General features: G+C 29.5%; 24 protein-coding genes. 21 read left to right on the top strand and 3 right to left on the bottom strand.

Features of this window, described 5'->3' with window-relative positions; genetic code table 11:
* The first annotated feature begins 78 nt into the window (after window positions 1-78).
* The 15 genes from KQS_RS04855 (at window position 79) to KQS_RS04785 (ending at window position 11,734) form a co-directional block, all read left to right on the top strand.
* The gene (locus tag KQS_RS04855) at window positions 79-483 is read left to right on the top strand and encodes a hypothetical protein (RefSeq protein ID WP_014388087.1); all 405 of its coding nucleotides are present in this window, start codon (window positions 79-81) and stop codon (window positions 481-483) included.
* A 380-nt stretch (window positions 484-863) separates the two neighbouring features.
* Window positions 864-1,397, top strand: a complete 534-nt coding sequence (locus KQS_RS04850; protein ID WP_157868389.1) for a hypothetical protein — start codon at window positions 864-866, stop codon at window positions 1,395-1,397.
* 141 nt (window positions 1,398-1,538) lie between these two features.
* Window positions 1,539-2,168, top strand: coding sequence for a hypothetical protein (locus KQS_RS04845; RefSeq protein WP_014388085.1), 630 nt, complete (start codon window positions 1,539-1,541; stop codon window positions 2,166-2,168).
* Window positions 2,169-2,553: 385 nt separating this feature from the next.
* Window positions 2,554-3,507: a Fic family protein gene (locus KQS_RS04840; protein ID WP_014388084.1), complete on the top strand. Its 954-nt coding sequence runs from the start codon at window positions 2,554-2,556 to the stop codon at window positions 3,505-3,507.
* 383 nt (window positions 3,508-3,890) lie between these two features.
* Window positions 3,891-4,271, top strand: a complete 381-nt coding sequence (locus tag KQS_RS04835) for a hypothetical protein (RefSeq protein ID WP_014388083.1) — start codon at window positions 3,891-3,893, stop codon at window positions 4,269-4,271.
* 128 nt (window positions 4,272-4,399) lie between these two features.
* A complete protein-coding gene (locus KQS_RS04830; RefSeq protein ID WP_157868388.1) occupies window positions 4,400-4,849 on the top strand; it encodes a hypothetical protein in 450 nt (149 codons plus the stop codon).
* Between the two features lie 224 nt (window positions 4,850-5,073).
* Window positions 5,074-6,372 carry a T9SS type A sorting domain-containing protein gene (locus KQS_RS04825; protein ID WP_014388081.1) on the top strand — a complete coding sequence of 433 codons (1,299 nt, stop codon included), beginning with the start codon at window positions 5,074-5,076 and terminating at the stop codon, window positions 6,370-6,372.
* Between the two features lie 380 nt (window positions 6,373-6,752).
* Window positions 6,753-7,376, top strand: coding sequence for a hypothetical protein (locus tag KQS_RS04820; RefSeq protein ID WP_014388080.1), 624 nt, complete (start codon window positions 6,753-6,755; stop codon window positions 7,374-7,376).
* Between the two features lie 13 nt (window positions 7,377-7,389).
* Entirely contained in the window at window positions 7,390-8,721 is a 1,332-nt protein-coding gene (locus KQS_RS04815; protein ID WP_014388079.1) for a 2TM domain-containing protein, read from the top strand.
* Window position 8,722: 1 nt separating this feature from the next.
* A complete protein-coding gene (locus KQS_RS04810) occupies window positions 8,723-9,037 on the top strand; it encodes a 2TM domain-containing protein (RefSeq protein WP_014388078.1) in 315 nt (104 codons plus the stop codon).
* 2 nt (window positions 9,038-9,039) lie between these two features.
* On the top strand, window positions 9,040-9,342 hold the full coding sequence (locus KQS_RS04805) for a 2TM domain-containing protein (RefSeq protein WP_014388077.1): 303 nt from the start codon (window positions 9,040-9,042) through the stop codon (window positions 9,340-9,342).
* The gene (locus KQS_RS04800; RefSeq protein WP_014388076.1) at window positions 9,335-9,703 is read left to right on the top strand and encodes a 2TM domain-containing protein; all 369 of its coding nucleotides are present in this window, start codon (window positions 9,335-9,337) and stop codon (window positions 9,701-9,703) included. The genes KQS_RS04805 and KQS_RS04800 overlap by 8 nt, the downstream gene beginning before the upstream one ends.
* Window positions 9,704-9,829: 126 nt before the next feature.
* Window positions 9,830-10,585, top strand: coding sequence for a LytR/AlgR family response regulator transcription factor (locus KQS_RS04795; RefSeq protein WP_014388075.1), 756 nt, complete (start codon window positions 9,830-9,832; stop codon window positions 10,583-10,585).
* 63 nt (window positions 10,586-10,648) lie between these two features.
* A complete protein-coding gene (locus KQS_RS04790) occupies window positions 10,649-11,131 on the top strand; it encodes a TlpA family protein disulfide reductase (protein ID WP_014388074.1) in 483 nt (160 codons plus the stop codon).
* Between the two features lie 3 nt (window positions 11,132-11,134).
* On the top strand, window positions 11,135-11,734 hold the full coding sequence (locus KQS_RS04785; RefSeq protein WP_014388073.1) for a thioredoxin family protein: 600 nt from the start codon (window positions 11,135-11,137) through the stop codon (window positions 11,732-11,734).
* Between the two features lie 38 nt (window positions 11,735-11,772).
* Here KQS_RS04785 and KQS_RS04780 read toward each other — a convergent pair whose 3' ends face one another.
* From KQS_RS04780 to KQS_RS04770, 3 genes are all read right to left on the bottom strand, one after another.
* Complete coding sequence (locus KQS_RS04780) at window positions 11,773-12,798, bottom strand: COX15/CtaA family protein (RefSeq protein WP_014388072.1); 1,026 nt, start codon at window positions 12,796-12,798, stop codon at window positions 11,773-11,775.
* 71 nt (window positions 12,799-12,869) lie between these two features.
* On the bottom strand, window positions 12,870-14,285 hold the full coding sequence (locus KQS_RS04775) for a CCA tRNA nucleotidyltransferase (protein WP_014388071.1): 1,416 nt from the start codon (window positions 14,283-14,285) through the stop codon (window positions 12,870-12,872).
* A 68-nt stretch (window positions 14,286-14,353) separates the two neighbouring features.
* Complete coding sequence (locus tag KQS_RS04770; protein WP_014388070.1) at window positions 14,354-14,920, bottom strand: L-threonylcarbamoyladenylate synthase; 567 nt, start codon at window positions 14,918-14,920, stop codon at window positions 14,354-14,356.
* A 241-nt stretch (window positions 14,921-15,161) separates the two neighbouring features.
* Here KQS_RS04770 and pseB point away from each other — a divergent pair, with 241 nt between their 5' ends.
* From pseB to pseI, 6 genes are all read left to right on the top strand, one after another.
* Entirely contained in the window at window positions 15,162-16,034 is an 873-nt protein-coding gene (pseB, locus tag KQS_RS04765; protein ID WP_242400776.1) for a UDP-N-acetylglucosamine 4,6-dehydratase (inverting), read from the top strand.
* A 1-nt stretch (window position 16,035) separates the two neighbouring features.
* The gene (gene pseC / locus KQS_RS04760; protein WP_014388069.1) at window positions 16,036-17,226 is read left to right on the top strand and encodes a UDP-4-amino-4,6-dideoxy-N-acetyl-beta-L-altrosamine transaminase; all 1,191 of its coding nucleotides are present in this window, start codon (window positions 16,036-16,038) and stop codon (window positions 17,224-17,226) included.
* Between the two features lie 80 nt (window positions 17,227-17,306).
* The gene (locus KQS_RS04755) at window positions 17,307-18,245 is read left to right on the top strand and encodes a phytanoyl-CoA dioxygenase family protein (RefSeq protein ID WP_157868387.1); all 939 of its coding nucleotides are present in this window, start codon (window positions 17,307-17,309) and stop codon (window positions 18,243-18,245) included.
* Window positions 18,246-18,947 (top strand): pseudaminic acid cytidylyltransferase, encoded by a 702-nt coding sequence (pseF, locus tag KQS_RS04750; protein ID WP_014388067.1) that lies wholly within the window; start codon window positions 18,246-18,248, stop codon window positions 18,945-18,947. It begins immediately after the preceding gene.
* On the top strand, window positions 18,934-19,956 hold the full coding sequence (locus KQS_RS14165; RefSeq protein WP_014388066.1) for a GNAT family N-acetyltransferase: 1,023 nt from the start codon (window positions 18,934-18,936) through the stop codon (window positions 19,954-19,956). Before pseF ends, KQS_RS14165 begins: the two co-directional genes overlap by 14 nt.
* A complete protein-coding gene (gene pseI / locus KQS_RS04740; RefSeq protein ID WP_014388065.1) occupies window positions 19,943-20,968 on the top strand; it encodes a pseudaminic acid synthase in 1,026 nt (341 codons plus the stop codon). Before KQS_RS14165 ends, pseI begins: the two co-directional genes overlap by 14 nt.
* Window position 20,969 lies beyond the last annotated feature (1 nt).

The following is a 20,969-nucleotide window of genomic DNA, read 5'->3' as shown; positions in this document are numbered from 1 at the left end:
TTAGTAATTGTCAGTGAATGAAGTACGCAACTTCTTGTAGCTGCCAAACGTTAGCAGTAACTTTAAAGAACCGTAGAAATGAAGAACAGAATCTTATTTGACAATTACTACATATATCTTATAGCTTTTGCTCTTTCATCAGTTTTCAAATATCTGCTGACTGGAAAAAATAATTTTGTTCAGTTTTTTATAATTGTTGCTTTACTTTGGCTTTATGAATCGCTTTCGGAGAAAAAAAAATATCTCTCAAACTTAAAAATGGATGAAGAGATAATTGAATTAGAGTACTTTGATTCTTTCTTAAAAGAAAGGAAAATTAGAATAGATAAACAAAATATAACTAGTATAAATTACATCAAAAACACTAGGCTTTGGAATAAATTTGATTGTCTACAAATTATCGAAAAAGAAAACTCAAAAGACATAAATTTTAAGATTTTTGACAAAAAAATGCAGGAAAGTGTCCAAAAAATAATCACTTAAAATAAAAGCTACTGCTAATAGCTAGAGTTTCGTTGGGCTTGCAAAGCCAACAATGAAACTCCTGTTGAACGGAACCGATTACTGTCTATCCACTATGGGGATTTTGATATGATTTTATAAAGATTTACAAGAGAATTTAGTTTTCTCTTTTTTCTTTGAAGTATATTCATTGGTTTTTTAGGGTGTTTACTTCTTGGATATTCAATCAATGATTTCATCTTCTTAGCTACTCATTTGAAGCTGATGACATGAAATTCCTTGAATAGGTGCATGAATAAACATAAGAAAAACCAACTTATCATACAAATATTATACTATATTTGTTTTGAAAATTGTGGGTTTTTTCACAGTCTGACGTTGCCAGTAATTTGAAAAAAATCGTGAAATCATTATATTTTTTGCTAATAATTAGCATTTTTACTTCTTGTGCGAGTTTAAAATCGGACAAATTTGTTGACGGACAAATTGAATTAACAAAACAAAATCTGAATTTAATAAACGGAATATATACTCGAAATCCTATAAACCAATCTGAAAAATGGAAAGGAGATTTATTTTGGAATTTCTATACGAGAGAATATAATGTTGGAGCAGACAGTTTGTGCGCTGTAGAATTAAAAGTAATTGACGTAAGACATTTGAACGTGACTATAATGAAAAACGATAGTATAATAATGTCCAAAGTTTTGAAAGGAAAAATAAAGAATGGTTACTTTGAAATGAAACGAAGAGTATTCTTTATCCCAACTATTTATTTAAACGTTTTTAGAACGACTAAATTTAGGATTGGATTATTAGAAAATGATAATTTGACAACTGACTATAAGCAATTAGCTTGGGGAACTGGATTTGTAGTAATACCATTCATTGACAACGAAAAAGAACCTGATTTTGAATATAAAAAACTGAATTAAAAGAAATAAAAACTGCTGGCAACAATGGCAAAAGTAATTGCTTGTTCTCGGCTACTTCTGAAAATCCTCGCAATTACTCATAGCCGAGACCGTTGTGCGTCACTTTCGTGCGACGGAGAACGAACAGAAAATATAACTTAAATGAGAGAATCATTAAAAAAACTATTTGCATTTTTCCTTTTTTCAATATGTTTTATAGCAATTATTATTAGAATCTATTATTTTTTCTATTACAAAGAATTAAGAGAAATTAAAAGTCAATTGAAAGAAATTGAGAATGTAGAAGTTTTAAATGTTTGGGGAAGTGATGATGTAAATCTTGAAGAAATTTCTGCAAGATTAAAAATAAAAAATAAATTTGAAATAGTTTTAGTTGGTTTAAGCAAAGATGTTAATCAATATCCAAAAAGTATTCGAATTTCAGAAATAAATGGTTATTCATTTACTACATATAATTGTCATAAAACCATAGGAATTGGATATTCAATTGATATCGGTTCGGAAAGTAATATTGGAAAGCTGATTGGAATTAAAATGAATAATCCAAAAGATGTTGTAGAAAACATTGAAAAAATAATTGTAGTTATTGAAAAGTTAAAAAAATATCCAGAGCTTAATTATTTTGAAAATAAATATTCTGAAAACTATTTATCAATAAGAAAACTGAAAAAAGAAGATAAAGATGCAATGAATAATTTATTTGATGTTGAAAAGGAATTTAAATTTGCGGAAAAATGGAAATGGAAAAACAAGAAATGTTGCAATGAATAAAAAATAGTATCAAAAGCATAAAATTTCAAACTCGTTTAAGCACTTTTAAGCGAGGTTAATTTTTAAGTTGTAGTTCAAAATTCTAGAATTTGAATAGCTTACATTCGAGTTTTTATAGACTGTAAAAAAAACTATTTTTTTCAAAAAAACAAGTTTTCACCAAGCATTATTTTCGTTTTATAAACGAATTAGTTGAAGCTGATAACGCGAAATTCCTTGGATAGGTGGAATGTATAAATCGCTAAAAAAACAACTCTTATTTGCAAGCTTTTTACTATATTTGTTTTGAAGACGGTGAAGTTTTTTCACAGTCTGACGTTAGCACCAATAATTTTGAACGTTTACGAAAAAAAACTATCTTTGATAATATCAAATGATAGTATCAATGAAACCGCCTTACGACATTACCCCGAAAATTCTAAAACTGATAAGCTCAATTTCAGAAAAAATTGGAGAAGTAAACGCTAATTATCTAAGTAAACAGTCTCCGGAACTCCGAAAACAGAATAGAATTAAAACAATATATTCTTCGCTACAAATTGAAGGTAATACATTAACTGAAGAACAGATTACAGCTTTAATTGAAAACAAAAGAGTAATCGGACCAGAAAAAGATGTATTAGAAGTTTTAAATGCAATTAAAGTTTATGAAAAATTAGATGAATACAAATTTTCATCTGATAAAAGTTTTTTAAAAGCGCATCTTCAATTAATGAATGGGTTAATTGAAAGTGCTGGAAAATATAGAAAACAAGGCGTTGGAATAGTTAAAGGAACAAAAGTTGAACACATCGCGCCACCTTATGAGAATGTACCTCATTTAATGAAAAATTTATTTGAATATCTTAAGGATTCGGATGAATTAACATTAATAAAAAGTTGTGTATTTCATTACGAAATGGAATTTATTCATCCTTTTTTAGATGGAAATGGAAGAATGGGAAGATTATGGCAAACTCTGATTCTAATGACTGAATATCCAGTTTTTGAGTTTTTGCCATTCGAAACATTAATTAATAAAACCCAGGATGAATATTATAAATCATTGGCTATAAGCGATAAGTTAGGAAAGTCAACATATTTTATTGAATATATGCTTGGTGTTATCGAAAAGTCACTTGAAAGCTTGCTTAACTACAACAATAGAGTTTTGAAAGATATTGATCGGCTAGAGTATTTTTTGAACTTAGGAATTAAAGAGTTTAATAGAAAAGATTATATGAACATATTCAAAGAATTGTCATCAGCAACTGCTAGTAGAGATTTAAAAAAGGGAATTGAACTCAATATGTTTGAAAGTGTTGGTAATTTAAACCAAACAAAATATATTGTGAAATAATTACTGTTGCAAACAACGGTAACTGTTGCACAACTACCATTTTATAAAATAAAATTTCAAAAACATAAAATTCCGACCTCGTTTCAACACTTTTAAGCGAGGTTTATTTTTTAGTTGTAGTTCAAAATTCTAGAATTTGAATAGCTTACCATCGAGTTTTTATAGACTGTAAGAAAAACTCTTTTTTTCAAAAAAACAAGTTTCACCAAGTATTATTTTCGCTTTATAAACGAATTAGTTGAAGCTGATAACGCGAAATTCCTTGGATAGGTAGCCTATATAAATATCCAAAAAGCACAACTTATTTGCAAGCTTTTTACTATATTTGTTTTGAAGACGGTGAAGTTTTTCACAGTCTGACGTTGTAGACAATTTCTTAAACCATGATTTCAAAAGAACTAAACGATTATCTAAACGAAAGAATAACTATTGACATATTCAAAAATGGAATTCGTGGAGAAGTTTCAGATTATGAAAGTTTGCTGAAAAAGAAAGGAGCGACAATTAACTTGTATTATGACGATTTGGAAAAAGTTTACTTGGAAAATAGTACCGTGGTAAAGTTACTTGAAGAAACAATTTCTGGAAATCTAACGAATATTGAGTTAGCTTACATCTGTGATTGCTTAACGCTAGCGGAAAATATAGAATTCCAAAATGAACAGGTTCAAGATATTATTTTTAAAGTTGCCGATCCAGAAATTAATGGAGGATTTAAAACCGAAAAGGAACTGAAAAGTTTGCTGGCAAATTTTTACGCCTAAAGAAACTGCCTATAACAAAAAACTGTGCTTAAAACCAATATATAATCACGTTACATTTTTCTCTGAAAAATCTTATCTTAGCAAGAAATAATGTGTTCCCTTTAGGAAAATTAGTTGTTTATTTAATAATGCAAACTAAAGGCAAATCGTTAACGGCAATACTAAAACTAACTTCATTAAAAATGACCGATAAAATTGATAATTTTAACGATATAGCTCCAAATATTTTTAAAATATTAATTGATGATTTTGGCTATAGTTTAAAAGAAATTACTACACATTATATTAATAATGAGAAATGGTCTACTCATCATATATATGTAAATAATTCTTTAAACTTAAAAATTGTAGTTAAGCAAGAACCTTATTATACTGACTACGGCTTCTCATTTTTTATTTACCAAATTAAAACTGAACAATACGACATTCTATATAACGTTCCACACGAAAAACAAGATAAAGAAGATAAATTTCTACTCAAAGTATATGAAAATATGTTTTCAAATAAAGAAATTTTAGATATCATCAACGGTAAAAAATGGAAAGGACAGAAAGATCCTTTTCCAGCAAAAAATTGAAAATACTGCAGCTAGCAGCTTTTTTCATAATTATACATTTTGTAGTAAAATTTATATTTAATTTTAATAAGAAATAGTATCTTAGCAAAAAAAAAGCTGTTTCGAATTTCGCAAGCTTTCTAAGTGCCGTAACTTAAGACGAAATATTTAAAAATCAAACGATTAGTAGAAACAAAAATAACAACAATTCATTTAAATATTTTTAAAAATTCTAATAATCAAAAATGAGAAAATATTTCTTAATACTCCTAATTTTTCCATTATTATCAAGCTCTCAAATTATTAATTTTTCTGATATAAATCTAAAAACTAAACTATTACAAGCCAGCGTAAATAGTTCAATAGCATACGATGTAAATTACAATCAAATCAAAATTGATGTAAATAATAATAATGAAATTGAAATTAATGAAGCATTATTAGTTTACGCTCTTAATATTTCGAATAGTAATATTAATAATTTAAATGGGTTAGAATCTTTCAACAATATGATTGATTTAAATTGTAGTACTAATAATATTACAAGTTTTAATTTTAATTTATTTCCAAATCTCTTATATTTTAAAGGAAATGATAATCTTATAACTTCATTATCAATAAATAATCACAACACTATTGATACAATTCTACTTGCTAATAATAATCTTACTAGTACAGTTGTATCCAATTGCAGTAATTTATGGGAACTTAATTGTTCCAATAACAATCTTACCTCTATAAATATAGCAAACTTACCAACGCTGTTCAACTTAAATTTAAACAATAATCAACTAGCAAATGTTAACTTATCCAATTTTCAAAATTTGAATTATGTATATTTCAACAATAATGTATTAACTACATTAACATTTAATAATTGTCCAAATATTTTAATAGTAAATTGTTCAAACAATTTATTAACTCAATTAAACTTTAGTAATTTAACATTATTAAATAGTATTTATTGTTTTGATAACCAATTAAACACAATAAATATTTCAGGGTGTACAAGTTTAAAAAATCTATTTAGCGCAAATAATAATTTAGTATCTATAGATGCCTCAACCTGCTCATCTCTAGATATATTAGATTGTCAAAATAATCAATTAACCAATATAAATGTAAAAAATAATTCAAATGAAACTTCGTATGGAATATGTGGAAATCCAAATTTAAACAACGTTTGTATTGATAACAATTTGGAAGAAATAAATCAAATGACGTCTCAAGTGTCAATTTGCGGATACCCTAATGTACTTATAAATCCGAATTGTACTCTTAGTGTAAATTCAGTTAATATGACATTAACATTTGAAATATTCCCTAATCCAACTCAAGACATTCTTAATATAAACACTAATTCACACAATTCAATTAAATCTGTCAAAATTTACAATACTGTCGGACAGTTGGTATTCACAAAAATAAGTTATATCGAAGAAAACATGGTAGAATTGGATATAGCATCACTAAGTCCGGGCGTATATCTTACATTAATCGATTCAGAACATGGAGTATTAATAGAAAAGATAATAAAAAATTAATACATCTCCCAACACACATTGAGCACTATTACAAATTCTATAGTAAATACTCGTTTACAATTCGCAAGAAAGTTTATCTTAATCGAAATCATTTGAAAAATCATTGAAGTTGATTTTTACAAAACGCACTAGCATTTTGAATGTTAAATCTACTAAAAACAAAACGCTTCTAATTCTTTTCAAAGATTCCCCTAGTCTATCGTATTGTTGAAATTTTACAATTATTTAAAGGATTTTATTCAAATAAGGTAACATCTCTACAATTCATCCTTAAAAAATTACAGTTCGGTAGTAAATGATTTTTTTATACGTGTTGATGCTGCAACTTTGTTTCATCAAAATAAAACAACTGATAATTTATAACTTAAAAAATCAACACTATGACAAAATTAATTTCAACTTTCGTATTCTTTGTAGCTACTTTAGTGGCTCATGCACAATCTTCTTATGAAAAAGGAATGGCAAATGGTTTAACTTTATGGAAAGCGGGTAAAAACGCGGAAGCGATTGCGCAATTTGAACGCATTGCTTCTGTTGAAAAAAACAACTGGTTACCCAACTATTACATTACAATTATTACTACTTTTTCGGCATTTGGCGAACAAGATAAGAACAAAATGAAATCGTTACTTGAAGCTGCACAAAAAACTCAAAATATTCTAAATGCTTTGGAACCAAATAATCCGGAAGTATTAGTTTCTCAAGCTATGATTCATACTGCTTGGATTGTTTTTGATCCAATGACTTATGGGCAACAATTGTATGGTGAAGTTATTGGACTATATGAAAAAGCTGCAGCCATAGCGCCTACTAATCCAAGAGTTGTGTTTAATAAAGCTAGTTTTGAAAAAGGTGGAGCTGAATATTTTGGCACAGATACAACACCCATGTGTGAAAAAATGAAAAAGTCTATTGAATTATTTGCTACTTTTAAACCAGAAACACCATTTCATCCAACATGGGGTGTAGAAAGAGCTAAACAAGAAGCAGCGAATTGCAACTAATATTATTATAATCATGAACGTATACAGTAAAGAATTTCCAAAAGCAACATACATCAGTTTAAGTGTATTTGGTGTGATTCTAATCATACAATTTATAACAGGTACACCCCTTGAATTGAATGCTAAATTATTGTATCAATTCTTATTTACCATGCTTTATGGATATGCTTTATATTATGCCAATACGTTCTTATTTATTCAACTCGATCATTACTTTAATGAAGACCGATTTTCAAAAAAAAGAATTCTAATAGGTTTTGTTCTTTCTTTTTTATTATCGCTATTTGTTATTTTCTTATTAAGAATGTTTGAAGATATAGGTGTAGAAGGAAAATCTTTTGAAGACTATATTCAAAATGAAAAACCAGCGAATTATTTAGTAGCCTCTATTTTTACACTCTTTATATCATTAATTATTCATGCTGTTTACTTTTATAAATCGTATCAAGAAAATCGGGTTAAAGAACAAAAGATAATTGCAGGCACTGCTTCAGCACAGTTTGAAAGCTTAAAAAATCAAATCGACCCCCATTTTCTTTTCAACAGCTTAAATGTTTTAAGTTCCTTGATAGAAGAAAATCCAGATGCGGCTCAGAAGTTTACTACTTCCCTATCGAAAGTTTATCGTTATGTGTTAGAACAAAAAGATAAAGAATTAGTATCGGTAGAAGAAGAATTAAATTTTGCAAAAACGTACATGAATTTACTGAAAATGCGATTTGAAAACAGCATCACTTTTGAATTGCCTTCAAATTTTGAAAACGAGGAAGCAAAAGTAGTGCCCTTATCGCTTCAATTACTTTTAGAAAATTGTATTAAACACAATGTGGTTAGTGAACAAAAACCACTACATATAAAAATAAAGGTAGAAGACAATCAACTTGTAGTTTCAAATAATTTACAAAAGAAAGAAACCTTGTCTGATAGAAAAGGAGTTGGTTTACAAAATATTGTCAATAGATACGCCATACTAACTAAACGTCATGTTTTAGTGGAGGAAAATGAAACCTCATTTCATGTATTTCTACCTATTTTAACTAAACAAATAACAAAAATGGAAACACAATTTATATATAATGAAAAAGTTGCTTACGAAAAAGCAAAAGAGCGTGTAACACAATTAAAAGGTTTTTATGGTAATTTATTATCCTATTGTATTGTGATTCCTGTATTAATAATAATCAATGTAATAACCTCAGATTTTCAATGGTTTTGGTTTCCTTTATTAGGCTGGGGATTAGGATTAACTTTTCATGCTTTTGAAACCTTTGGATTTGGCAAAAGATGGGAAGAGAAAAAAATTCAAGAGTATCTTAGTAAATATGACAATCAAAATTGGAAGTAACATGGAAACACAAGAAAATAATTCAACCTATGCAGAAGCTGTTTCTAAAGTAAAATCGCTAAAAAGATTTTATATAAAGATTATCGTTTATTGTGCGGCTGTTATCCTCTATTTTTTAAAAAATTATACGGAAGCTCCTTTAAATTTTTGGCCATTAAATTGGTTGACAGAAACGGTACTTTTAATTTGGAGTTTTATTATGGGATTGGAAGTATTAGACTTTGTATTTAAACGGTACATTTTTTCCTCTAAATGGGAAGAAAAAAAGATTAAAACACTATTAAATAAAGAAGTTAAGAATCAAAATTGGAAGTAACTATGGAACCGACAAAATTTAATGATCATGAAAAATATAGAGAAGCCAAAAAACAAGTTCAAGAATTAAAAGGATTTTATATTCATCTTTTTTTCTATTTGGCTTTAACACTCTATTTCATTTATCTAAACCTTACCTATTCACCTCAACATATTTGGTTTTATTGGCCGATGTTAGGATGGGGAATTGGACTTTTCTTTCATGCAAGTAAAGTATTTAATTTCTTTCCTTTCTTAGATAAAAAATGGGAAGAAAAAAAGATTCAAGAATATATGAACCAAACAAAAAACAATCAAAATGAATAATACTGTAGATAAATTAAACAGTTTAAATAAACGCGAATTTAGACGATTTGTTCCATCAAATGATGAAGAATTAAAATACTATGAAGCCTTAAAAAAAGTAAAGCGTATTAAAGGTTTTTATACCCACGCAATTGTATTTGTGGTGATTAACATTTTTATAATTATTGCGAATATTAATGAATTAAAAGAAGGTGAAAGCTATTTTCAATTGAAAAATTTCTATACCCTATTGTTTTGGGGAATGGGATTAATAGCACATGGTTTATCTGTTTTCTTACCTGATTTCATGCTGGGAAAAAACTGGGAAGAACGAAAAATTAAAGAATTAATGGAAAAAGAAAAGGCAAACAAGTGGGAATAATTTAACTAATTTTAAATTTGGAATATAGAATCTATGAAATCGCCATAAACAACAAGTTTGCGTAAGCAAACACCAATAAATAAAAGCGATAACCTATATGACTGCTAAAAATAAAAATTTACATAAATGAATATAATCATCATTGAAGACGAAAAACCAGCCGCACGATTGTTACAACGTAAAGTTGAAAAATTGGGATTAGCAATCACTTGCATGCTCCATTCTGTTGAAGAAGCTGTAGAATGGTTTCAAAACAATACACATCCCGATTTAATTTTTCTCGATATTCAATTATCAGATGGTTTGTCATTTGAAATTTTTGAAACTATTTCTATAAATAGTGCCATCATTTTTACCACAGCTTATGATGAATATGCCTTGCGCGCATTTAAATTAAACAGTATTGATTATTTATTAAAACCAATAGATGAAGACGAATTAGAAACTGCCATTTCAAAATTTAAAAAACAAGTTCAAAAAAATACCACTGCATCATTAGATTTAGAACTGATAAAAAAAATGTTGGTCCCACAATCCGAAAAAGAATATAAAAAACGATTTTCGGTTAAAATTGGACAACAATTAAAAGTTATTCCGATTGAAGAAATTGAGTGTATATATAGTGAAAACAAAGGGACTTACCTACACACTAAAGAAAACAGGAATTATTTATTAGATACTTCGTTAGAGGTTATTGAAAATGAATTGAATCCGAAAGATTTTTTTAGAATTAGCCGAAAATACATTATTCCACTTACTGCTATTAAAGAGATTCAGGTGTATACCAATTCACGATTAAAAATAATTTTACCTACCTATAAAGAAGACGAAGTTATTGTAGCTCGTGAACGAGTGAGTGACTTTAAAGATTGGATTGGGTAATTTAAAGTATTGTTAAAAATAACACTTCAAAAAAATATCTCATTAACTTTGAAAAAAAAGGTGATGAGATATTTTATTTATACGGTATTTTTTTCTTTGTTTATATGCACTACAAGTGAGGCACAAGAATTAAAAACTTTTAAAACTTATGAAGAATTAAATCAATATTTATCAGAACCAAAAGACAAACCTCTTGTCGTAAACTTTTGGGCAACTTGGTGTGCGCCTTGTGTTAAAGAATTACCTTATTTTGAGGAATTGCACCAAAAAAACAGTGAAGTAACTGTAATAACGGTGAGTCTTGACTTTGAAAAGCAAGTAGAGAGCAAACTGATTCCTTTTTTAAAGAAAAAGAAATATACTTTTATAACAACTTATATGGCAGACCATGATTATAATAATTGGTTACATTTAATTGATCCTAATTGGTCGGGGTCTATTCCGGCTACCTTAATTATTAACAAGAACAAACGCACATTCATTGAACAAGAATTTGCTTCTTTTGATGAGTTAAATAAGTATGTAAATCAAACTATAAATAATTAAATTATGTTAAAGAAAATTGGATTTTTAGTATTATTTGTTGGGGCTTTAATGAGTTTTGACAAACCTAGCTCAGGGTATCAAGTGGGCGATACGGCGACTGATTTCAAATTAAAATCGGTAGACAATAAGTATTATAGTATGGCTGATTATAAAGATGCCAAAGGATTTATTGTGGTTTTCACTTGCAACCATTGTCCGTTTGCAGTAAAATATGAAGACCGAATTATTGACCTAGCTAAAAAATACAAATCAAAAGGTTATGTTCTTCTAGCAATAAACCCGAATGATCCAGTTGCCCAACCCGACGATAGTTTTGAAAAAATGCAAGTGCGTGCCAAAGAGAAAAAATTTAGTTTCCCGTATTTATTTGATGAGGGACAAAAAATTTATCCACAATACGGAGCAACAAAAACACCACATGTTTTTTTATTGGATAAAAATAGAGTTGTAAAATATATTGGAGCCATTGACGACAATGTGGAAGATGCCAAAGCAGTTAAAGAACATTATTTAGAAAATGCCATTGCAGCACTAGAAAAAGGTCAAGAACCGAATCCGAGTACAACAAAAGCGATTGGATGTTCAATAAAAGTTAAGAAATAAAAAAAACGGAAACTTAAGTTTCCGTTTTTTTTTATCTATTATTTACTCAATCGATGTAAAGTAAACACTGTTGCCGACAATAAAAAGAATGCCATAATTTGATGTGCTAATCCTAACCAAATTGGCACAGCATACAATAGGGTAAATACCCCTAAAAGAAATTGAACAAAAACAAAGGCTAAAAGAATTTTAACTCCATTGCTTTGCGTGGTATGTAACACAAACTTTCTACTTTTTACAAATAACAAAATAATCATTCCAACTACTACATAAGCAAAAGTTCTGTGAATAAATTGGACACCACTTTTTCCTTCAGTAAATGACTTGAATAATGTGGATTGCTCTAATGTAATACTTTCATGAAAAAATTGTCCATCGCTCATTAAAGGCCAATGATTATGAACTAATCCGGCGTTTAATCCAGCAACAAATCCACCATAAATAATTTGGATAAGTAAAACAACTAATGCAATTCGAGCAATTTTTCTTAATTCAACTATAGGTTGGTTGCGTTCAGGATAAATTAAGTCTAGCGCCACCCATAGTGTGTAAGCAAAAGTTATAAAGGCAAAAGTTAAGTGAATGGCCAATCTAAAATGACTTACATCTGGATTATCTTTCAATCCACTAGCAACCATAAACCAACCTAAAAATCCTTGAAAAGCCCCCATTCCAAGTAAAATTAGACTTTTATTAATAGTTGGCTTATCTAATTTTTTTCGAATTAAAAAATACATAAAGGGAATGATAAATACCACACCAATTATTCTACCGATGAAACGGTGAAACCATTCCCAAAAGAAAATCGATTTATAATCTTCTAATGTAAATCCGCCTTCTTTAAATTGATTTATTTTAATGTATTCAGGATACTTTTTATATTCATTAAATGCTTCCATCCATTTCTCTTCACTGGTAGGAGGAAAAGTATCATGAATTAAATGCCAATCCGTCATGGATAATCCCGAATTTGTTAAGCGCGTAATGCCACCCACGGTTACCATGATGAACAATAAGGCACAACCAGAAAGTAGCCAAATAATAATAGAGGTATTTGTTTTCATTTGTATCGTTTTCTTTGATGTTGCAAAATTACATAGCGAACTTGATTCTTTTACTTCAACAAATTATAAATTTATATTTTTTCTAAACCCATTTTTTTTGCTTTAGCCAAAACAAAATCATAGGCCGATTGATATTCATTGGGTATTTCGCCTTCTAAAATGGCTTCTTTTACCGCTTCTTTAAGAACACCAATTTCTCTACAAGGTTTCAATCCAAACAATTCCATAATTTCTTCCCCAGAAATAGGAGGTTGAAATACTCTTACCCTATCCTTTTCCTCTACCTCAATAATTTTTTCTCTTACAATTTTAAAGTTATTGTGGTATTTCTGAAACTTTTTAGGGTTTTTAGTGGTGATGTCAGCTTCACATAAAATCATTAATTCTTCAACATCTTCACCAGCATCAAAAACCAAACGACGAACGGCCGAATCCGTAACAATATCTTGCGCAAGTACAATGGGTCTTGAACTCATCATAACCATTTTTTGCACAAATTTCATTTTTTGATTCAATGGCATATGCAATCGTTCAAAAATTTTCTTAACCATTTTACCACCTAAAAATTCATGTCCGTGGAATGTCCAACCTTGCTTTTTATGAAATTTTTTAGTGGGAGCTTTACCAATATCATGCAATAAAGCGGCCCATCGCAACCATAGGTTCGTTGTGTTTGGACAAATATTATCAACCACTTCTAAGGTGTGGTAAAAATTATTTTTATGCGTATGTCCTTCTACTTCCTCTACATTATTTAAAGCCGTTAATTCAGGAAGTAATAATTCTAGTAACCCCGTGTTAAATAAATGTAAAAAACCTATAGAAGGTTGACTCGATGCTAAAATTTTATTTAATTCATCAACAATGCGTTCCCCTGAAATAATTTTAATTCGGTCTTTATTTCTAGTAATAGCAGCGAGAGAATCAGTCTCAATTTTAAAATTCAATTGTGTTGCAAAACGAATGGCTCGCATCATTCGAAGTGGGTCATCTGAATACGTAATATCAGCGTCTAACGGTGTTTTAATGATCTTATTTTGTAAATCCTCCACCCCATTAAAAGGATCAACCAATTCACCAAACTTCTCTTGATTCAAAGAAAAAGCCATCGCATTGATGGTAAAATCTCTGCGCTCTTGATCATCTTTCAATGTACCATTTTCTACAACCGGCTTTCTACTTTCAAAGTTGTAACTTTCTTTACGTGCTCCTACGAATTCAATATCCATATCATCATAACGAAGCATGGCCGTCCCATAATTCTTAAAAACTTGCACTTTAGGTTGATGAGGAATTAATTGAGAAACTTTCAATGCCAACTCAATACCACTTCCAACTGCCACGATATCAATATCTTTTTTATGGTCTCTTTGAAGTAATATATCACGAACAAAACCACCAATTACATAGCACTCCAAGTTTAATTCTTGCGCGGCTTGAGAGATGATTGTAAATATTTTATGCTCTAAATGTTTTTTATAATTCATATTTAAATTGGTCAATGTACCAATGCGCCAATAATTAAAAATAGTTTAAGACCTATTGACTCTCGGTCTTATTTTCGGATAATCTTCACTTGACTATCTAAGGTTAATTTAATAATCGTAGAAGGTTTATCACATATTTTTTCGTGGTGCAAATTTACAACATAGTCCACACCCTTTATAATTTCAGGACTAATTTCTTTAAAAGATTTTGGAGTGGGTTCACCAGAAATATTAGCAGATGTTGAAACTAAAGGTTTTTTCATTCGTTCCATTAGTTTATAACAAAAGGGTTCTTTAACTAACCGAACACCAATGGAATGATCTGAGGCAATAATATTTGGAGCAATTCCTTTAGGATTGTCTAAAATTAATGTAGTTGGTTTAGTAGCAAAATCCCAGAGTTGCCAAGCAGTTTCAGGGATGTCTTTGAACATATTATACAACATTTTTTCGCCATTTACTAAACATATCATGCTTTTAGATTCTTCTCTCTGTTTTAAGGCATATATTTTTTGTACAGCTTCAGGATTTGATGCATCACAACCTATTCCCCAAACTGTATCTGTAGGGTACAAAATAATTCCTCCATTTTTAATGACTTCAAAGGCGTTATGTACTTCTGTGTTAATGTCCATATCAATAATTTTTACAAAAATACTTTATACAATATTTAAGTACAAGAATACAAACACTTTTTTACAAATAGTTATTATATTTGCATTTACAAAATTTAAATCATGTTAAATAATAAATCGATATTAATAACCGGTGGAACTGGATCACTTGGTAAAGAATTAACAAAAACAATTTTAAAAAAATTGGCCAGATGTAAAACGTTTAGTTATCTACTCTAGAGACGAACAAAAACAATTCCAAATGGCTCAAGAATTTCCTGAAAGTAAATATCCTGCAATTAGATATTTCATTGGAGATGTTAGAGATTTAGATCGATTAAAAAGAGCATTAAATGATGTTGACTATGTAATTCATGCAGCGGCAATGAAACATGTTCACATTGCAGAATACAATCCGGATGAATGTGTTAAAACAAACATTGGTGGGGCTGAAAATGTCATCAAAGCTTGTTTATCATCAAATGTAACTAAAGTTGTAGCGCTTTCAACGGACAAAGCTTGTGCTCCAATTAATTTATATGGTGCAACAAAACTTACTTCAGATAAATTATTTATTGCTGCAAACAATATTAAAGGAAAACAAAACATTAAGTTTTCAGTAGTTCGATATGGAAATGTTATGGGGTCAAATGGTTCTGTAATCCCTTTCTTCATGAATAAAAGAAATGAAGGGGTATTACCTATTACTGATCCTAACATGACACGATTCAACATTTCTCTTCAAGGCGGAGTTGACATGGTATTACATGCTTTAGACAAAGCTTGGGGTGGTGAATTATTCGTTCCTAAAATCCCATCTTATAAAATTACGGATGTGGCTGAAGCAATTGGACCTAATTGTAAACAAGAAATTGTGGGAATTAGACCGGGAGAAAAAATTCATGAAGAAATGATTACTGCATCCGATTCATTTACAACGTATGATCTAGGTAAGTACTATGTAATTCTTCCACAAGTGACTAATTGGAAATTAGAAGAATATATCAAAGAATTTAATGCTACCAAAGTTCCTGTAGGCTTTTATTACAATTCAGGTGATAATACAGAATGGGAAACAGTGGAATCATTAAGAGGCTTAATTAAAGAACATTTATATCCAGATTTCAAAATTTAGTATGATTCCATACGGAAAACAAAATATAACTGACGAAGACATACTTGCGGTTACCAAAGCTTTAAAAGGCGATTATTTAACTCAAGGACCAACAATTCTTGAGTTTGAAGAAAAATTTGCAAGTTATGTTGAAGCAAAATATGCAGTAGCTGTTTCTAATGGAACAGCTGCTCTTCATTTATGCGCAATGGCTTTAGGAGTAAATAATTCTTCTAAAGTAATCACCACTCCTATTACGTTTGCTGCTTCTGCAAATTGCATCAAATATTGTGGTGGTGAAGTTGTTTTTTCAGATATCGATGCTGAAACTTATTTGATTGCTATTGAAAAAGTTAAACAATTAATTGAAAGCAATCCAAAAGGCACTTTTTCTGGTATTATCCCTGTTGATTTTGCTGGAAGAGCTGTCAATCTTGAAGAATTAAAAAAAATTGCAGATGAGCATGATTTATGGATTATAGAAGATGCTTGTCATGCACCTGGTGGCTTTTTTATTGATAGTAATAATCAAAAACAATTATGTGGTAATGGAAAATTTGCTGATTTAGCAATTTTTTCTTTTCATCCGGTAAAACATATTGCTACGGGTGAAGGGGGTATGATTACAACAAATAACAAAGAATTATACCACAAGCTTCTAGAATTAAGAAGTCATGGAATTACCCGAAATTCAGAAATTTTCACCAACTCATTGGATTTTGCCAATGGAACTACCAATCATAATGGAACGTATCCTGGTTGGTATATGGAAATGCAAAGTTTAGGTTATAATTATAGATTTACTGACTTTCAAGCTGCTCTAGGAATTTCTCAATTATCTCGAGCTGAAGAAGGAATAAGTAAAAGAAGAGCCATTGCGGAACGTTATACCACTGCGTTTAAAGAACAATCATTTATTAAAGGTTTCTCTAATTTAATTGAAGGACATGCTTATCATTTGTATATTATTGAGGTGGAAGACCGATTAGCATTATACAATTTTTTAAGAGAAAAAAACATTTATTGCCAAATACATTATATTCCCTGTCATTTAATGCCTTATTACAAAGAACAAGGTTACAAAGAAGGCGATTTTATTAATGCTGAAGCGTATTATAAAAAATGTATTAGCTTACCAATGTTTCCAACGTTAACAGAGGATGAACAAAATTTTATAATTGATTCAATATTTAATTTTTTCAACAATAAATAAATCAATCTAATATGCTATCTTTTTTTAATAAAAAAATTAGACGATCTACAAAAGTTTTCAATAAAACATTTGAAGAATTCATGCAAACTGGAGTTACGCCACAAGAGGGCCATACTGCATTAATTGATTTATTTTGTAGAACAAACGGCAAATTTAATGATACAATTAATAATAAAATTATTAAATCAGCTCCAAAAACAAATCCAACTAGTACAAGTAAATTGTGGAATTCAATTGACCTTAATTATTCAAATGAATTAAATAATAAATTGGAAAAAAATGGATATGTAGATTTTAAAGAGTCTTTGCCAAAAGAATTGGTTGATAAAATTTACAATTTCGCTTTAAAAAACGAAACGAGAATGGCACCAAATTATGATAAAAAAGTGCTATTTGACCCAACCAATTTTCAATCTGAAATATATCGATTTGATGCAAATGATTTAGCAAATTCAATTGAAATCCAAGAATTAATCATGGATCCATTTTTAATTGATGTAGCTAGAAAATATTTAAAAAGTGAGCCTATTTTCGACTTCCCTGCCATGTGGTGGAGTACTTCATTTTTAAAAGAAGCATCGGCTGAAGCTGCACAATTATATCATTTTGATTTAGACCGAATAAAATGGCTTAAAATATTTTTTTACATTACAGATGTAAACGAAAATACAGGTCCGCATTGTTATATTGAAGGTTCTCATATTTCAGGAACAAAACCGAAAGAAATACTTAAAAAAGGATATGCTAGAATTCAGGATGAAGAACTAGAAAAATATTATCCTAAAGATAAATTTAAAACTATATGTGCTCCTGCAGGCTCAATTTTTGCAGGAGATACAAAATGCTGGCACAAAGGAACACCTTTAAAAGAAGGAGTTAGACTTGTTTTAGAATTTGAATACACAACTTCTTTATTTGGTGCAAATTATGATAAATTCATAATGAAAAATTACACCCCAGAGTTCAAAGAGTTTTGTAAAAACAATTCCTATTATTCTTCAAATTTTATTTTTGAATAGATGTCCAAAAATATTGCTATTATTCCAGCTCGTGGAGGAAGTAAGAGAATCCCAAGAAAAAACATCAAAAACTTTCTAGGTAAACCTATCATCGCTTACCCCATTGAAATTTTAAAAAGAAGTAATTTATTCGATGAAATAATTATTTCAACTGATGATGAAGAAATTGCAAAAATAGCAATTGAATATGGGGCTAAAGTACCTTTTCTTCGTTCGAATAAAAACAGTGATGATTTTGCTACAACTGCAGATGTTTTACTCGAAGTTATAGAAAAATTAGAAGAAAACGGACAAGTATTTGATAACGCCATCTGTGTGTATCCCTGTAGTCCATTTTTAACAGAGGACTTGTTAATAGAAAGTTTTAAAAAAATTGAAAATTCAAAATTAGATTGTGTTTTTCCAATTGTAAAATACGGACATCCAATTCAAAGGGCTTTAAAAGTAACTAATGAATTAATTGCTCCTTATTTTGAGGAAAATAATAGTGTGCGAACTCAGGATTTAACAGCTGCATTTCATGATGCGGGTATGTTTTATACATTTAATATTAAAACATTTAAAATCACAAAATCTCTCAGAACTAAAAATACACTAGGTATTGAAATAGAAGAACATTTGACTCAGGATATAGACAATATAATCGACTGGAAATTAGCCGAATTAAAATATAAAATGTTTTTTTTAAATGAGGAATTATAAATGCCTTTCAATTCAGACTTTTCAAAATTCAGACTTTCATATTGAACCAATTCGAGAGGAAGACAAGTATGCAATTTTGAAAATTAGAAACGAACAAATTTTTCATTTACGTCAACCAAAACCACTAACGGTAGTAGATCAAGAAAATTATTTTTCTAATGTAGTTGCTAAATTATTTGAACAAGATTATCCCAATCAATTATTGTTTTCATTTTTTTATAAAAAGGAATTTGTTGGATACGGTGGTTTAGTTCACATCAACTGGATTGATAAAAATGCAGAAATATCTTTTATCATGAAAACGGAGTTGGAAAAAGACTATTTCTCCATATTTTGGATTAATTATTTACACTTAATTGAAAAAGTAGCATTTAATGAACTGCGTTTACATAAAATTTTCACTTATGCTTTTGACTTGAGGCCTCATTTATATACTGCTTTAGAACAAGCAAAATTTAAGGAAGAAGCGAGATTAAAAGAACATTGCTTGTTTAATGGGAACTATTATGATGTTGTTTTTCATTCCAAAATAAATGATACTATCTACTTTAGAAAAGCAACGGATTTAGATGTCGACCAATATTTTGAATGGGCCAATGATGAATTGGTTCGAAATTTTTCATACCAAACAGCAACCATTTCGTATGAATCTCATGTAAATTGGTTTACATCAAAATTAAATGATAGTAATTGTTACTTGTTTATTTTTGAAAATGATATCAAACAAAATATTGGACAAATTAGAATTCAAAAAAATAACAATCAAGCTGTAATAGGAATTTCGATTGATAAAAATCACAGAGGAAAAAATTATGCCTATAAAATGATTAAATTAGCTTCTGAAAATTTTTTAATTGAAAATCCAGATTGCCCTATAGAAGCCTATATTAAAACAAATAATAAAAGTTCTGTAGCTGCTTTTGAAAAAGCGGGATATTCATTTAAAGAAAAATTGATGTATCAGAACATAGAAAGTTACCTTTATACGTTATCAAATGAAAATAAATAATTTCCAAATAAATCAAAACTCACCGGTTTTCATCATTGCTGAATTATCTGCCAATCACAATGGGAGTTTAGAAACTGCTCTTGAAACAGTAAGAGCAGCCAAAAGAGCGGGGGCTGATTGTATTAAATTACAAACCTATACTGCAGACACTATTACTTTAGACTCAAACAAACCCGATTTTATTATCAATGGAACTATTTGGGAAGGTAGAAAATTACATGATTTGTATCAAGAAGCTTACACACCTTGGGATTGGCATCAGGCAATTTTTGATGAAGCTAAAAAAGAAGGTTTAATCTGCTTTTCCTCCCCTTTTGATAAATCAGCAGTCGATTTTTTAGAAGATTTAAATACACCTGCCTATAAAATTGCCTCTTTTGAAATAACTGATATTCCTTTAATTGAATATGTTGCCTCAAAAGGAAAACCAATAATAATTTCTACAGGAATTGCAGAAAAAGAAGATATTGAATTAGCCATAGAAACCTGCCGAAAAGTAGGTAATAACGATATTGCATTATTAAAATGTACTTCTAGTTATCCAGCGCCTATTGAAGAAGCGAATTTGATCATGATACAAGATTTTTCAAAACTATTCAATGTTATCCCTGGCCTTTCCGATCATACTATAGGCGCTACAGTACCTGTTGTTGCTACTGCTTTAGGTGCTAAAATTATCGAAAAACATTTTATTTTAGATCGAAGTATTGGAGGTCCAGATGCTTCTTTTTCAATGAATGAAATGGAATTTACAGAAATGGTACAAGCGGTTAGAAATGCTGAAAAAGCAATTGGAACGGTCAACTATGAATTAACCGAAAAACAAGCCAGTGGTAAAGCATTTGCCAGATCGCTTTATGTTGCTGAAGACATCCAAATTGGAGAACTATTCACAGAAAAAAACATACGCTCTGTTCGACCTGGATTTGGGCTTCATCCTAAATTTTTACCTGAAATATTAGGGACAAAAGCAACAAAAAATTACTCAAAAGGCGACCGATTTTCATTATAAT

The sequence above is a fragment of the Flavobacterium indicum GPTSA100-9 = DSM 17447 genome (genome assembly GCF_000455605.1).
Lineage (GTDB): Bacteria > Bacteroidota > Bacteroidia > Flavobacteriales > Flavobacteriaceae > Flavobacterium > Flavobacterium indicum.
Note: the sequence above shows the minus strand (reverse complement) of the source record. Positions and strands in the feature narration are given on the sequence as shown.